12 protein-coding genes and 1 pseudogene are annotated in these 12,988 nt (G+C 60.7%); 7 read left to right on the forward strand and 6 right to left on the reverse strand.

Translation table 11 applies throughout. From position 1 onward, the window contains the following. Positions 1 to 47: 47 nt before the first annotated feature. Both KTAU_RS11395 and KTAU_RS11400 read right to left on the reverse strand, forming a co-directional pair. Positions 48 to 800: a sugar isomerase domain-containing protein gene (locus tag KTAU_RS11395; protein ID WP_151728494.1), complete on the reverse strand. Its 753-nt coding sequence runs from the start codon at positions 798 to 800 to the stop codon at positions 48 to 50. 127 nt (positions 801 to 927) lie between these two features. Then, positions 928 to 1,641, reverse strand: a complete 714-nt coding sequence (locus tag KTAU_RS11400; RefSeq protein ID WP_170293229.1) for a GntR family transcriptional regulator — start codon at positions 1,639 to 1,641, stop codon at positions 928 to 930. A 138-nt stretch (positions 1,642 to 1,779) separates the two neighbouring features. Here KTAU_RS11400 and KTAU_RS11405 point away from each other — a divergent pair, with 138 nt between their 5' ends. Beyond that, entirely contained in the window at positions 1,780 to 1,962 is a 183-nt protein-coding gene (locus KTAU_RS11405; RefSeq protein ID WP_151728496.1) for a hypothetical protein, read from the forward strand. A gap of 382 nt (positions 1,963 to 2,344) precedes the next feature. On the opposite strand, the gene KTAU_RS11410 is transcribed toward KTAU_RS11405, so the two are convergent. From KTAU_RS11410 to KTAU_RS22370, 3 genes and pseudogenes are all read right to left on the reverse strand, one after another. Then, on the reverse strand, positions 2,345 to 3,385 hold the full coding sequence (locus tag KTAU_RS11410) for a zinc-dependent alcohol dehydrogenase family protein (RefSeq protein ID WP_151728497.1): 1,041 nt from the start codon (positions 3,383 to 3,385) through the stop codon (positions 2,345 to 2,347). Between the two features lie 296 nt (positions 3,386 to 3,681). Then, positions 3,682 to 4,244: pseudogene (locus tag KTAU_RS22365) on the reverse strand (SDR family oxidoreductase); the annotation flags it as partial. A 186-nt stretch (positions 4,245 to 4,430) separates the two neighbouring features. Then, the gene (locus tag KTAU_RS22370) at positions 4,431 to 4,652 is read right to left on the reverse strand and encodes a zinc ribbon domain-containing protein (RefSeq protein WP_151728731.1); all 222 of its coding nucleotides are present in this window, start codon (positions 4,650 to 4,652) and stop codon (positions 4,431 to 4,433) included. Positions 4,653 to 5,064: 412 nt separating this feature from the next. Between KTAU_RS22370 and KTAU_RS11425 the strand changes: the two genes are divergently transcribed. From KTAU_RS11425 to KTAU_RS11450, 6 genes are all read left to right on the forward strand, one after another. Beyond that, positions 5,065 to 6,249, forward strand: a complete 1,185-nt coding sequence (locus KTAU_RS11425) for a TRM11 family methyltransferase (RefSeq protein WP_151728498.1) — start codon at positions 5,065 to 5,067, stop codon at positions 6,247 to 6,249. A gap of 115 nt (positions 6,250 to 6,364) precedes the next feature. Then, a complete protein-coding gene (locus KTAU_RS11430; protein ID WP_151728499.1) occupies positions 6,365 to 7,015 on the forward strand; it encodes an RNA polymerase sigma factor in 651 nt (216 codons plus the stop codon). Continuing rightward, positions 7,005 to 7,382: a hypothetical protein gene (locus KTAU_RS11435; protein WP_151728500.1), complete on the forward strand. Its 378-nt coding sequence runs from the start codon at positions 7,005 to 7,007 to the stop codon at positions 7,380 to 7,382. Before KTAU_RS11430 ends, KTAU_RS11435 begins: the two co-directional genes overlap by 11 nt. After that, positions 7,379 to 8,140: an ImmA/IrrE family metallo-endopeptidase gene (locus KTAU_RS11440; RefSeq protein ID WP_151728501.1), complete on the forward strand. Its 762-nt coding sequence runs from the start codon at positions 7,379 to 7,381 to the stop codon at positions 8,138 to 8,140. The genes KTAU_RS11435 and KTAU_RS11440 overlap by 4 nt, the downstream gene beginning before the upstream one ends. 98 nt (positions 8,141 to 8,238) lie before the next feature. After that, the gene (locus KTAU_RS11445) at positions 8,239 to 9,423 is read left to right on the forward strand and encodes a hypothetical protein (RefSeq protein ID WP_151728502.1); all 1,185 of its coding nucleotides are present in this window, start codon (positions 8,239 to 8,241) and stop codon (positions 9,421 to 9,423) included. A gap of 11 nt (positions 9,424 to 9,434) precedes the next feature. Continuing rightward, positions 9,435 to 11,474 (forward strand): ATP-binding protein, encoded by a 2,040-nt coding sequence (locus KTAU_RS11450; RefSeq protein ID WP_151728503.1) that lies wholly within the window; start codon positions 9,435 to 9,437, stop codon positions 11,472 to 11,474. A gap of 400 nt (positions 11,475 to 11,874) precedes the next feature. On the opposite strand, the gene KTAU_RS11455 is transcribed toward KTAU_RS11450, so the two are convergent. Then, positions 11,875 to 12,819, reverse strand: coding sequence for a class I SAM-dependent methyltransferase (locus KTAU_RS11455; protein WP_151728504.1), 945 nt, complete (start codon positions 12,817 to 12,819; stop codon positions 11,875 to 11,877). Positions 12,820 to 12,988 lie beyond the last annotated feature (169 nt).

Consider the following 12,988-nt stretch of genomic DNA (forward strand, 5'->3'; position numbering starts at 1 on the left):
TGGGGATCAGCCAGAGAAGGCGGCAACAGCGCTGGCAGATAGCGCTTTCAAGCGCCATACAAACGACGACGGAACTCCTCGTAGACCTCCTCATTGTTGTTGGGGCTAACGCCCTCAGTGTTGGGAGAGGCAAAGGGACGGACCAGGTAGCCGCGACGGGCGAGGGCCAGGGCCGTTTCTGAGACGATGGCCTGCACCAGGGCGATCGCGGCCAGCGTCGAGACGCCGCCTACCTTGCCCGCTACTCCCGGGACAGCGACGACGGCATCCTCCGCGGGAACGCCGTTGAAGAGGATGACATCGGCAATGTCCCCCAGCTTCTTCCCGCTGGAGTGGGTGGCAGGCCGATGGCGATGGTTTTCTTCGGAGGTGATCGCCACCACGTAGAGACCGGCGGCTTTGGCAGCCAGGGCCATTTCTACGGGTGCGGCATTCTGCCCACCGTGCGAGATGACGATCAGCATGTCGGCAGGGTCCCAGCGCGTATGGCGCAAGAAGATGCGTATGTAGTCCTCCTGGCGCTCCAGCCAGAGCAGCTCTTCTGCTCCTCCTGGCCCGCTGACAGTGGTCCACATCAGGCGCGGGTCCATCATTGGGTAGAACCCAACATAGCCGCCATAGCGTGGGAAACAGTCCTGGACCGGGAGGACAGAATGCCCGCTGCCGAATAAACGCACCCAGTGATGAGCGGCAATCACGTCGGCGGCGCGTTCGGCGACCAGGCGGATCTGTTCGCTTTGCTCTTGAAGCTTGTCAATGGTGTGGGCGACTGCTGACAGATAGGTCACTTCGCGTTGCATGCTTACTCCTTGACTAGGGAAGAGATGGCCCGGAGCCTGGCTACGCTTGCCAAGTCTGGCAGAATCAGCTCGAAATAGAGAGGCTTGTCTGCGTTTGCTCTGGCACGGACACGGACGCAGCACGGATCTAGCGCTGCCGCCGCGAGGCGCGCAGGAAGAGCTGGACGCGGTAGCGGTCACCGCGCAGGATCGAGACGACAAATTCAAATGGTTGTTTGGCCTCATCAAAAGTCAGGCGCTCGACGTGGAAGCCACAGGTTCCTTCGCCAACTTGTAGGAGCTGGGCTTGCTGGCCACTAATGGAGGTCATCGAGAAAATTTCTACCGCCTCAGCCGGCACAACGCCGTAGCGTTCCTCCAGATACTGGTAGAGCGAGCGATCGTTGAGGTCAGCTCGCTCTAGTTCAGGGAAGCGGGCTGCCGGTAGATAGGCCGTCTGAATGCCGATCGGGGTGTCGTTGGCGTAACGCACGCGGCGAACGACCACCAGGGCTTCGCCAGCAGCCAGGCGCAGGCGCTGGGCCATTTCTGGCGTGGAGGGTTCGAGGCCAATGCTAAGAATGCGAGCACCAGCGTGCATACCTCGGGCGGCCATTTCATCGCTAAAAGAGGTCAGTCCTCGGGCGCCCGCGGTAATGGTGAGATCACGAACGAATGAGCCGCGTCCTCGCTCGCGCACGATCAGTCCCTCGTCGACGAGAACCGCCAGGGCCTGACGCACCGTCGTGCGGCTGACCCCGTAGAGGTTGCACAGTTCCATCTCTCCTGGAAGCTGTTGCCCCGGTTTCCAGGTGCCGTTAAGAATGCGTTCACGCATGTCCCGCTCAACCTGGAAGTGCATGGGAACCGGGCTGCTTTTGGATGCCGCTCGATAGCGGGGCTCGGCCATCTCTCTCTTTCCTCCACGCTCACTGAAATGTCATAACATAATGACATTTTACTGCCCCGGTCCGCCAAAATCAAGAGGGCCACCAAGACAGTGATCCCTCCGGAGGAAAATGTGGGCTGCGCGGGCAGTGATCTGGCCCGCGCTGGTCGGCTGGTCGCCAGTCAGGCCAGAACGGTCCAGGCAGCTAGCCAGACGATCGGACAAGAGAATTACGATCAGGGAACCGTTCCCTCCCGCACGCTCGCGGCGGAAACGTCCCTAGCCCTGCTATAGAGCGAGCGCTCCGGTCACCCCAGACGGTGCCCATCCCTATCTCGACAGCTACGCTCACAGGGCGCTCCTCCAGTCCCGCCCAGCACGATCATCTGGATAGAGAAGACTCTTTATCTCCCCCTGAACGAAGGCAGACAGCTGGCCCCCACGGCTATACAGGCAGTACCTACGATCGCCATGTCGTCAGCGACGGTCTGAACTACCCAGAAAGACAGACGGAGGATGGGGCAACAGCTTCCTTCTGCTGCCCCATCCTCTCGCTCAGGGGAAGATAGTTGGTTCATCATCTTAGACGCCCTCTTGTGGCCGGCCCGGACCCGGACCCGGCAAGATCAGGTTAGCACGCGATAATGCGGCTATCCTGAGACAAGGAGCACCTTCCTTAGTGGCCCACGATCAGCAGAGACTTGATGGCACGGCGCTGATCCATCGCGGCGTAGGCCTCAGCAGTATGATCGAGATCGGTCGTAAAATCAAAGACACGACCCGGATTGATCTTGCCGCTGAGAACAGCCTCTAACAGCTCGGGCAGGTAGGCCCGCACGGGCGCGGGACCGCCACGCATACCCACGTTGCGATAAAAGGTGGCCTCAGCCGGGATTTCGACCTCGTGCGGGACACCGACGCGCCCAACAATAGCGCCGGGGCGGGCACTGGCAAAGGCAGTCTGGTTGGCTTCGTTGGTGCCCACACATTCAAGAACAGCATCGGCGCCGATGCCGTCGGTCAGTTGCATGATCGCCTGCACCGCCGCCTCGCCACGCTCGGCCACGATATCTGTGGCCCCGAATTCGCGAGCCAGCTCCTGACGCCTGGGATGACGGCTGAGAATGATAACACGCTCAGCGCCCAGCAGTCGCGCAGAGAGCACGGCACAGAGGCCCACAGCACCATCGCCAACCACTGCCACGGTCTGGCCAGGCTTCACCCCCGCCGAGATAGCGGCATGATAGCCGGTCCCCATGACATCGGTCAGGGTCAGCAGCGAGGCCAAGACCTCGTCGGGAAACTGGCGCCCAGGAACAGCAACAAGGGTACCGTCGGCCAGTGGGACCCGCGCCAATTCGGCCTGTCCGGCAACGCCCTCAACGCCCTGACCAAAGAAGCCCCCTCGGACGCAGGCCGTATGGAAGCCAGCACGGCAGTGTGGACAGGTACCGTCGCTAATGGCAAATGGGGCAATGACGAAGTCGCCCCGCTTGATAGTCGTGACCTCGGGGCCAACCTCCTCGACGACACCGATGAATTCGTGACCAATGGACCCCTCAGAGTGGGGCGCAATGCCGCGATAATACCAGAGATCAGAACCGCAGACACAGGCCCGAACGATGCGGACGATCGCGTCCGTCGGCTCTTGAATAACTGGGTCTGGACGCTCTTCTACCGTGATATTGCCAGCTCCACGAAAGATCGCTGCTTTCATCTATTTTGCTCCATCTTCTGACTAGAAGGACTAACTGATCACCTTCCAAGGAGTGAGTCTTTCTTTGCTTTTTCATCCGCCGGGTATTATAGAGACGTTCGCAGGCAGGGCGATAGAATATTCTTCCTTAATAATTGGCCGATTCTGCAGAATGCCGCCGGCAGGCGCGCTGAAACGAGACGCAGCATGAGGCAAGCAGCATCTTTTTGCCGGAGCGCCACCTCAATGACTATAAGCAAGTAAAATTGCCAGGGGAAGGATACTACGGCGGCGAGGGATAGACTCCCTTGTGGTCGCTAGAGCGTTTGGCCCCCTTCGACGACCAGGGCGTGACCTGTGACAAAGGCAGCAGCGATTTCTTCGGGCGTGCCCATCCGTCCGATCGGTTCCTGGGCGAGGACCCTGGCCCGCTCCTCGGGAGTATCGCCGAAGACCCGCAGCCTCATGGGAGTATCGATGCTTCCCGGACAGACGGCATTGGCCCGGATATTCGAGCGTGCATAGTCGAGAGCCGCCACTTTCGTGAGGCCAATGGCGCCGTGCTTGGCAGCGCTATAGGCGGCTCCCCCCGGAAAGCCTTTGATTTGACGCCCGCTCCCGAAGAGATATTTACAATGACGCCTCCTCCATATTGGAGCAGCAACGGGATTTCATACTTCATGCAGAGAAAGACGCCTCGCAGATTGACGCTGAGAACGCGCTCCCTTTCCTCTTCTGGGATGTCGGCCAGGGCCGCCGTAGCCTGCTCAATACCAGCATTATTGAAAGCATAGCCCAGCTGCCCGAAAGCTTCGACAGCCTTGTCCAGGGCAGCCTTGACGTCCCCGGACCGGGTGACGTCGCACTTGAGGGCAAAGGAGGCTGGCCAGTCCCCTTCCTCCCTTTCTCAACCAGAACGCCCGACCCGTTCGCTAACTCTCTCGTGGAGAAGGGAGCGGAGGATACCCCTTTGGGGATCACTAGCTAGTCATGAGTCCCCCGGCTAAAGCACGGGGGCCTGCCCGGCCCGTGGCTTGACGTGCCAGAAGGGCGGTCTTCCTTCTGACTACCGGCCTAGAAGCAGAGGCTCCATGACCGAAGCCCTAGAGATCGTGATAGCAGCGTTGATGCCAGCGTTTATCAACATGCCGCACTTGACGCAACAAAAGGCAACCTGACTTTTGCGGTTCTCTTTGGCGCAGTGCCCGTAAGCAGAACACGTACGGCTCCTGTTGCGCGGGTCCACAAAGCGCAACGGCACGTCTGCAAGAGCAGCCTTGTAGGACAGGCAGCGTTGAAGGCATGCCTGGTGTCAAGCAGAGCTTGATATGGCTCAGCGATGAGGAAAAGCACCAAAGAGCATCGTTTGTTTCATGTTCCATTGTACATCCATTGAGGGAAGTTGTCAGTGCTTTCGTAGGACAGGTTGAGGAATGCACTCACTTCTGTGAGATTGAGAAGAACACTGAGCATTGAGTATGAGGATAGGATAAAGGCAACAAAGCTAGTCTAACGATCGGTAGATATTGTGATATAATACCATCAAGCGATCGATTCATCTTACTGCAATACATCAGCCAAGCGCGCCCGTTCTTCGCTATGGCAGGGCAGGAGATGACCTGAGACAGAGTCTTATGCGCTGCCTCTAGCTGGCGGACGATCATTCAGTGCCCCTACGACAAGGAAAGTCAGGAAGAGCGATGACAGACCTGAAGCCCGTGCATCCCTTTCCAGCGCGGATGGCCCCCGAGGTCGCGCTGAGCGAGCTGGCCCAGGTCCCGGCGGGCAGCACCGTCCTCGATCCCATGATGGGGTCGGGCACCGTCCTGAGAGCGGCCCTCAACCACGGCCTGCGCGCCATTGGCCGCGACATCGACCCGTTGGCCGTCCTGATGGCCCGGGTCTGGACCACCCCCCTGGATACAGATCAGCTGCGTCAACGGGCCCACCAGCTGGTGGCGCGCCTCAGCGGCGCTGCGACGCCGGTCCCGCTGCCCTGGATCGACGACGATCCCGAGACCGCCGCTTTCGTCCATTACTGGTTTGCCGAGCCGCAACAAGGAGCACTCCGCCTCCTCAGCGCCGCCCTGCGCGAGGAGGACGGCCCCCTCGGCGATGCCCTCCGGCTGGCCCTGAGCCGCATCATTATCACCAAAGATCTGGGCGCCTCCCTGGCTCGCGATGTCTCCCACAGCCGCCCGCACCGCACGCGCCTGAACACGCCCTTCTCCGTTCGGGACGGCTTCCTTCGCGCCGTGGAACTGATCGCCAGCCGATTGGAAGCGCAGCCACCCCAGGCCGGCGCAGCGGAGATCGCTTTAGAGGACGCCCGCCACCTGGCCTCGCTGGCCGATCACAGCGTCGACGTCGTGCTGACCTCTCCGCCCTATCTCAATGCCATCGACTATCTGCGCGGGCACCGTCTGGCCCTGGTCTGGCTCGGCTACCGCTTGCGGGAGCTGCGCGCCATCCGGGCGAACAGTATCGGGGCCGAGCGTGGGCCGCTCCCAGGCGCAGACCTGACGGCCCTGCAGGAGATCCCCGCTTGCCAGGAGACGCTCCTGCAGCTGCCCAGCCGCGAGCAGGGGATGCTGCTGCGCTACTTGCTGGATCTGGCGGCGCTGCTCGCAGAGATGCGGCGCGTGCTGCGCCCGGGCGGACGCGCTATCGTGGTGCTGGGCAATTCCTGCCTGCGAGGCGTCTTCCTGCAGAACGCCCGCTTGTTCTGGCTGCTGGCGCAGCGGCAGGGGTTCCGGCTAGAGCGCTGGGAAGAGCGGGAACTGCCTCCCAACCGTCGCTACCTGCCACCACCACGTACCGCTCGCCAGGCATTGCTGAAGAGGCGCATGCATACCGAAACGATCGTTACCCTTTACTCCCTCTGAGGCTGATAGCCGAGAGCAGCAGGAAGGAGGACAGGCCAGAAGTCACTCTTTCGCCCTCCCTGGCGAACGGGTGCGCTTCGTTTGTCCGGCGTTGTTCCCACCAAAGGAGGCCCCGATGGGTCTGCCAGTGTCACCCCCATCAACCCAGGAACTAGAGGCTGTCTATCAGCGTTTGCTCGCTCAAGATCCCACTGCACCGGACGATTTTGCGGAGCTGGTTCTTGATCCATTAACCGCTCAGCTGCGCCTGCGCTATGCCTCCGTTCCAGATCCTCAGTTGATTCAGGATGCCGTTACAGACTCAGTGCTGACGTTCCTTGAACACCCGAAGCGTTATCGGCCAGAGCGCGGCAGCCTGTGGCACTACCTCATGATGAATGCCGAAGGCGATCTTCGTAACGCCCTCAGCCGCTACCAACGCGAGCAGCAACGCCAGCTTCCTCTTTCTTCTGTCGCACTTCCCCTCTCAGCAGGGAATAGTTCCTTAGAAGAGGTGAGGCCCTGGCAGGAAGCGGAAGCAAGGCTTGCGCTGAGTGCCCCACCGCTGCAGGAGCTGCTTCAGCGCCTGCGCAGCGAGACATTTACACCCATCGAATGGCGCATTGTCGTCCTCATGCTCCAGGGGGAGAGGCGGACAAGTGCCTACGCGGCGGAACTGGGACTGACATACTTGTCCATTGAGGAGCAGCGCAAGCAAGTCAAGCGAGTGAAGGATCGCTTGCGTTCACGACTCAAGAGGCACGGAGTACGCTTTGATGAGAAGTAACCCTTCACCGGCGCTGGTCTATGCGGCCCAGCGGGCGGCTCAGAGAAGCTTTTTCCTGGCCAGCGCCCTGCGCCAGTATCAGGATCTGCATCAGCTTGATGAGCAAGGGCTGGCTCATGACCTTGGCTGTGCGCCAGAGGATCTGCCGCGTCTTGCCCTGTGTCGCCGGCCCGTGGGGACCTCAGCAACTTTCCTGGACGATGTAGAGCAACTGACTCGACACTTTCAGCTGAAGGATGGGCGCCTGCTGGCCTTGCTTCGCCAGGTCGAGGCGATGACGGCTTTGCAGACCCACATGGCGCGCGCTTCTCAGAGAGATAGCCTGCTGCAGGCAGCGCGCGATCGCGAGGAGGAGCAAGGGCCATGATGATTTCCCTGCCGGCCTGGGTAACGGAGGAGGCCGCCGCTTTCTGGCGCTCCGTTGCCTGCGCGCCAACCTATCCCTGTGATCTGGCCCCGATCGCTGGACGCGCCTATCCGGTCGCGATCTTCTCGCTCACGCGCTTGAGCGTGGAGCGGGTTGAGCGCTGGCTGCAGCAGCGGGGAATCGCTTACTGCTCCAGCTGTGCCGAACGCCCGCTTCACGGTTGCCTCATCGCAGTGCGAGGACATGGATTGATCTTTGTGGATCGCAGCGATCCGCCCGAAGAGCAGCGCTATACCCTGGCCCACGAGCTAGCTCATTTTCTGCACGACTACCTCCAGCCCCGGCAATGCGCTATCCGGCGCCTGGGACCTTCGATTCTTCCTGTGCTCGATGGCGAGCGCCCTCCTACCTTCGAGGAGCGGCTTAATGCCATCCTGGCCAGCTGCAAGCTCGGCTTCTATCTGAACCTGTTACCGCGGACAACCGAAGATATGGAGCGGATTAGTGCCCTGCTGCGCGCCGAGCGAGAGGCCGATCGCCTGGCCCTCGAACTGCTCGCACCCGCCAGGCGGCTGCTCTCGCAGGTCGACCAGCAGCTCCAGAAAGGCGCAGACCCGGCAGAGAGGAGGCACATCGCCCGGCGCCTGCTGGTTGTCACCTATGGCCTGCCGCCGGCCATTGCTCAGGGCTATGCCACGCTGCTCTTTCCGGCGACAACCCAGCGCTCTATCGCTCATCTACTCGGCTTTTATGATTGACGCCGGCTATTTGCAGAACCTGTCGCACTTTTCCGGGAGGAAGGGAATATGTAGTAGAAACGCCGCCGGATTGGTTGTTCAATGAAGGAGTGGATGAGATGCCTCCAGAAGATGAGCCATCGCTGGTGGATGCCCGTACCTATAAGGAGGCATATGGGGAGTCGCTTGAGGAAACGCTGGACATTGAGAGGTGGCAGGGAGGTAGTGATCTAGAGGCTCTCTATCGCAAACTAGAGGCCGAAATCGCGGAGGCGGTGGTCTTTGAGCGGGCTCAGCGCGAACCGATTCGCCGCGAGGTCTTTCCGCGCCTTGCCAGGCGCCCTGGCGCTGCGCGGGGCGCCGGGTGCTATCGGGTCTCGCTTGATGACCTGCGTTACGCTCACCGCGCCCTGCTCTTTAACGGAGCGGTCGAGGCCTGTGATGGCACGAGCCAGCGCTACGATAGCCTGCCCATCACGATCACGCAGTTAGGGGTCTGCCTGGTCTCCTATCAGGGTGACCAGGGGTCCTGGTCGCAGCGTCTCTTTCGCCGCGACCTGCGAGCGACGACCGGTAAGCCACTGGAGGATCTGCTGGCGCTGCTGGAAAAGCGTAGCCAGCGCGGCAGTATCGAGGTCGAGGAACAGAGCCGCTTGAGCATGCTGGCCCGCCGCGGCATCATGAGCTATGCTGAACGGGCGGTGCTCACCTGGAAGGCTCAGGCGCCCTGGCGCCTGGGCCACGGCCCTCCCGTCCCCTATGAGCTGCTTACTGGCTCGGGCAGCATGGAGCTGTTCACGCGCAGCCTGGCCATGCTGGAGGAGCTGCTCCTTGGTCACCGCAAGGTGGTCTTTGTCCAGAGCGACACTCAGCGGCGCCATTGGCTGACCATCGGCCAGGCCCTTGAGCCCCTGGAGTTTCTCGTTCTGGAGACCATCGAGGACCAGCTGCTTGAGATCGCCACCAGGGGACACTATCCCGCTCAATTCAAACAGCAGGCAGAGCACTTCAGCCACGAGGTCGGCTCGCAGGTGGTGATGGGTGTCTACCGCGCTTCGGCCTATGCCCAGCCTTACATCTTCTATAGTCACATCGACCATATCTTTGAGGCCGCGCTGATCGCTCTGGCAGATAGTGTCTTGCACAAGCACCGGGGCTTTCCCTTGCTCATCGATCTGGCAGACGCCATCTGCCGCGTGGTCTTCGGCAACGACATCTTTGAAGATGCCATTCACACGGCCTACGTCCATGCAGGTGAACCATTCCGCTTTGTGAGTGAGCGCCGGACACGCGCCAGAAAGTAGCAGGCCGCACAATGAAGAAGCAGCACGATGATTCCAACAATTCCCTCTGGCCCTTTGAGGAGCTGCCCCCGGCAAAACCCGCGCAGACGCAGCGTCATCGCAACGGCGCACCAGCAGAGGGCGCCGCGAAGCGGATTGAGGAGAAGGAAGACGGGAGAGGAGGAGGAGAAGAGACTATCAAGCCCTTCCCTCGCGAGGTCTTCGCGCGCCTCGCAAAGGATGCAGAGCACGCCGGCGGTGAATGGCAGGAGCGAGATTACGGCCCTGGCTATGTGGGTCAAACCCTGTTCGACACCCCGGCCAGCGAAGATAATACCGTGACTGTTGTCCTCCCGCAGGCCAATATCGGGAAAGTGCCTGCGCAGGCACCGGTCCGCATCGAGAGCACTGACGGGCGCTCCTACCTGGGGATCGTTGTCCGCGGGCCATTTGCCGAACCGGATGGCATCCGCGGCGACTCGCCAATCGTGGTCACGACTTCCGTCTACGGCACTGTTTTCCTGCCAGACTATCACGGGCGCGTCCAGGTCCTGCTCCTGGGCGAGGAGCTAGGAGGCAAAGGCGGCCAGCTGGTCCCGCAGCGCTTCCGCCCATTGCCCAAGAGTCCCGTCTACGTGCTCACCAGCGAAGAAATGGCCCGTGTGCTCAAATTGGACGGAGAAATCGAGCTGGGCCTGGCCATTGGCCATGAGGAGCTGGTCGTGCGCGTCCCCGCCAGGCGCAAGTCGCTCTGGTGTCGCCATGTCGGCATCCTCGGGACAACTGGCGGCGGCAAGTCAACAACCGTTTCCGGCCTGGTGAGTCAGCTCCAGCGCCAGGGCTTCGCCACGATACTCATCGATATCGAAGGAGAATATACCACCATCAACGAACCGACGGACGATGCAACGATGCTCGCCGCTCTGGAGCGGCGCCGAAAGGAGCCTGCTGGCGTGGGGCAGGTCACCATCTATCATCTGGTAGGGCGCCGCACCGCCAATCCGCAGACGAAGCAGGCCGCCGTCCAGCCCTTCTGTCTCCTGTTTGAGCAGCTCTCTCCGTATCTTGTGTGCGAGCTGCTGGAGATGACAGAGGCCCAGCAAGAACGCTATCTACGCGCCTACGATATTACTAAGCAAATTTTGCATGAATTAAAAATCTCGCCCAGAGCTGGAGAAGATGCCAGCTGGCTGTTGGAGCTGGATGAGCTAGAGGAGGGATATCGAGGCATGCGCCTGGAGCACATCTATGATGTGGTCCGCGCCTGCACTTCCCTCGTCGAGAAGGTCGAGGGGAACATCGAGTTCAGTAGCCCAGACTTGAAAGCAGCCTCCCAGACTGTCATTCAGAAGATTAAGTCTGCAGCCAAGGGACTGCCAGGAGCGCCCTCGAGCTGGCGAGCCCTGCAGGGGAAGCTCAGGCGCCTGCTGAATCTGCGCATTTTCGATAATCGCGAGGCCCAGCCGCTGCGGTATGACCAGATGCTGCGCCAAGGACAGGTTGCGATTATTGACCTCAGCGATACCGACTCGCCACAGATCAATAATCTGGTGATCGCCGAGCTGCTACGCGGAGTGCATCTCCATCAGGATGAGCGCTATGCCCAGCTCGAGCGACAGCCAGAGCGGCAGGCGACACCGTCGTCAGGAGCCGGTCAGACGCAGGCCGTCAAAGAGGGCAAGGGATTGGTCCCTGTCATGGTGATCATCGAAGAGGCGCACGAGTTCTTGTCGGCGGAGCGTGTACGCCAGATGCCAACCCTGTTCGAGCAGGTAGCTCGCATGGCCCGGCGTGGGCGTAAGCGCTGGCTGGGATTGGTCTTTGTGACTCAGCTACCGCAGCATCTGCCCGACGAGGTGCTGGGTCTCATTAACAATGTGATTCTCCATAAGATCACCGATGCCAACGTGATCAGCCGTCTGAAGCGGAGCATCGGCGGCATCGATGAAGGACTCTGGACACGGCTACCCAATCTGGCCCCAGGTCAGGCGATTGTTGCTCTGGATGGGATGATACAGCCTTTCCTGGTGGCCATCGATCCCACCCCTTGCAAGCTACGGATGGTCGATTAGCTTGCCCTGCGGCCAGCGAGCGGTCTCCTACTGGGGTGATGGGCTGATTGCTGGCGCTATGGCGCTGTCCGATTGGGCCTTATGCTGGGGCTCACGCCCCACATGCTCAGCCTGCTTTCTTGTATCACAGGAGAGGAAAAGCAGCGGCCTTCTTTCACTTTCTTGCGGAACGCTGTTACCAATCACAAGGTGAACGCGGGAGGATCAGGGGCGCGTGCCGGGAGAGCCGTTAACTCTGCCTGGAGAAGCCCGGCACGCGCCTGCAGTGAAGGAAGATAGCCAGGCGACCGGGTCCAGACCCAGATGACCTATCAGATGTCGATCAGATGCCACCATTGTCACAGGCGCATAGGCAAAGCACAGGGCAGGGTAGCTTCCAGGCTCGAAGCCGGCGCTCAGCTCAGGGCTTCTGCCCATAGGCCGCTACGAAGCGGTACATCGTCTTCAGCTGATTGCACTCCTGAAAGACGGCATCCAGTAGTGCCTGATACTCCGATGGCTCCATACGAAAGCGCATCGCGACCGCCCCACTCAGCGCTGCGCAGGCTTCACGAATATCCAGCGCCAACAGAGAGCCGATGCGTCCCCCCCAGTCTCCCAGAGGTACCTCGATTTCATGTCGTTGCACCTGTACCAGCCCGGCCTCCTTCAAATAGCGATCCAGTGAGCTGGCAACCTCACCTGAGCCATCCACTCCTTGAAGCGAGGCGAGTTCCTGAAGCATATTCTGTACACGCTGAGTCAGCGGTCCAGCTGGAGCAGATTGAGTATTACCTTCCAACAGCTCGACCCAGCCCCCACGAGCGGTCACCCGTACCAGCTCACGCACCACCCGGGGCCAGGCTGACAGCGGCAGCGCTGCCCACAAGAAGCGCTGGTGAACAAAATCAAAGGTATTGTCATTAAAGGGTAGGCCACTGAGCACGTCTCCTGGGACAAAGCGATAGTTGGGCGGTGGCGACACCGAGTTTTTGGCCTGCTCCACATCCAGACCGACCACGCTGGCCAGGGGGAACTCCTTCGCCAGTTCGTAGGCCCACTGACCAGTACCACAGCCAACATCGAGAATCAGGCGCGGTGCTTGAAGCGGGGCCAGATAGTTGCGGCGCAGGATGGCACGCAGCACGTAGTGCTGAAAGTCCAGACGGTTGACCTCCTTGAGGTCTTTGGGTAGCAGATAGGGCTGCTCCTCCAAGTAGCGCCGCTCTCCGGCATCAACCCGGCTGGGTAGGGTCATCTCTCCTGTCCCACTGCGAGGACGGGCCGGCAGAGGAGCGTCGGGAAGCGGCTGAGGGTGGCTGGTGGGAGCCGTCGCGCTCTTGCGTCTGAAGAACCACCAGGGCACGCTGGTACCTCCTCGTTCTTTCGTCTAGAAGAGCCTTTGGGGGTGGAGATATGAGAACACTCCTCAGTGTAGATAAGCTGATGATAGATGTCAATATAGAGGGGTGATAAGATCATCTGGCTGTTCGTTTTTCACGCATTTTTAATGGCTTGCAGTGACAGTAGCCGTC

The sequence above is a fragment of the Thermogemmatispora aurantia genome, assembly GCF_008974285.1.
GTDB lineage: Bacteria > Chloroflexota > Ktedonobacteria > Ktedonobacterales > Ktedonobacteraceae > Thermogemmatispora > Thermogemmatispora aurantia.

Excerpts from the sequence above, each read along its gene's own strand:
- KTAU_RS11430 (WP_151728499.1), top strand. The coding sequence starts at position 6,365 with ATGGGTCTGCCAGTGTCACCCCCATCAACCCAGGAACTAGAGGCTGTC.
- KTAU_RS11400 (WP_170293229.1), bottom strand. The coding sequence starts at position 1,641 with ATGCACTTCCAGGTTGAGCGGGACATGCGTGAACGCATTCTTAACGGC.
- KTAU_RS11445 (WP_151728502.1), top strand. The coding sequence starts at position 8,239 with ATGCCTCCAGAAGATGAGCCATCGCTGGTGGATGCCCGTACCTATAAG.
- KTAU_RS11435 (WP_151728500.1), top strand. The coding sequence starts at position 7,005 with ATGAGAAGTAACCCTTCACCGGCGCTGGTCTATGCGGCCCAGCGGGCG.
- KTAU_RS11395 (WP_151728494.1), bottom strand. The coding sequence starts at position 800 with ATGCAACGCGAAGTGACCTATCTGTCAGCAGTCGCCCACACCATTGAC.
- KTAU_RS11440 (WP_151728501.1), top strand. The coding sequence starts at position 7,379 with ATGATGATTTCCCTGCCGGCCTGGGTAACGGAGGAGGCCGCCGCTTTC.
- KTAU_RS11425 (WP_151728498.1), top strand. The coding sequence starts at position 5,065 with ATGACAGACCTGAAGCCCGTGCATCCCTTTCCAGCGCGGATGGCCCCC.
- KTAU_RS11410 (WP_151728497.1), bottom strand. The coding sequence starts at position 3,385 with ATGAAAGCAGCGATCTTTCGTGGAGCTGGCAATATCACGGTAGAAGAG.
- KTAU_RS11450 (WP_151728503.1), top strand. The coding sequence starts at position 9,435 with ATGAAGAAGCAGCACGATGATTCCAACAATTCCCTCTGGCCCTTTGAG.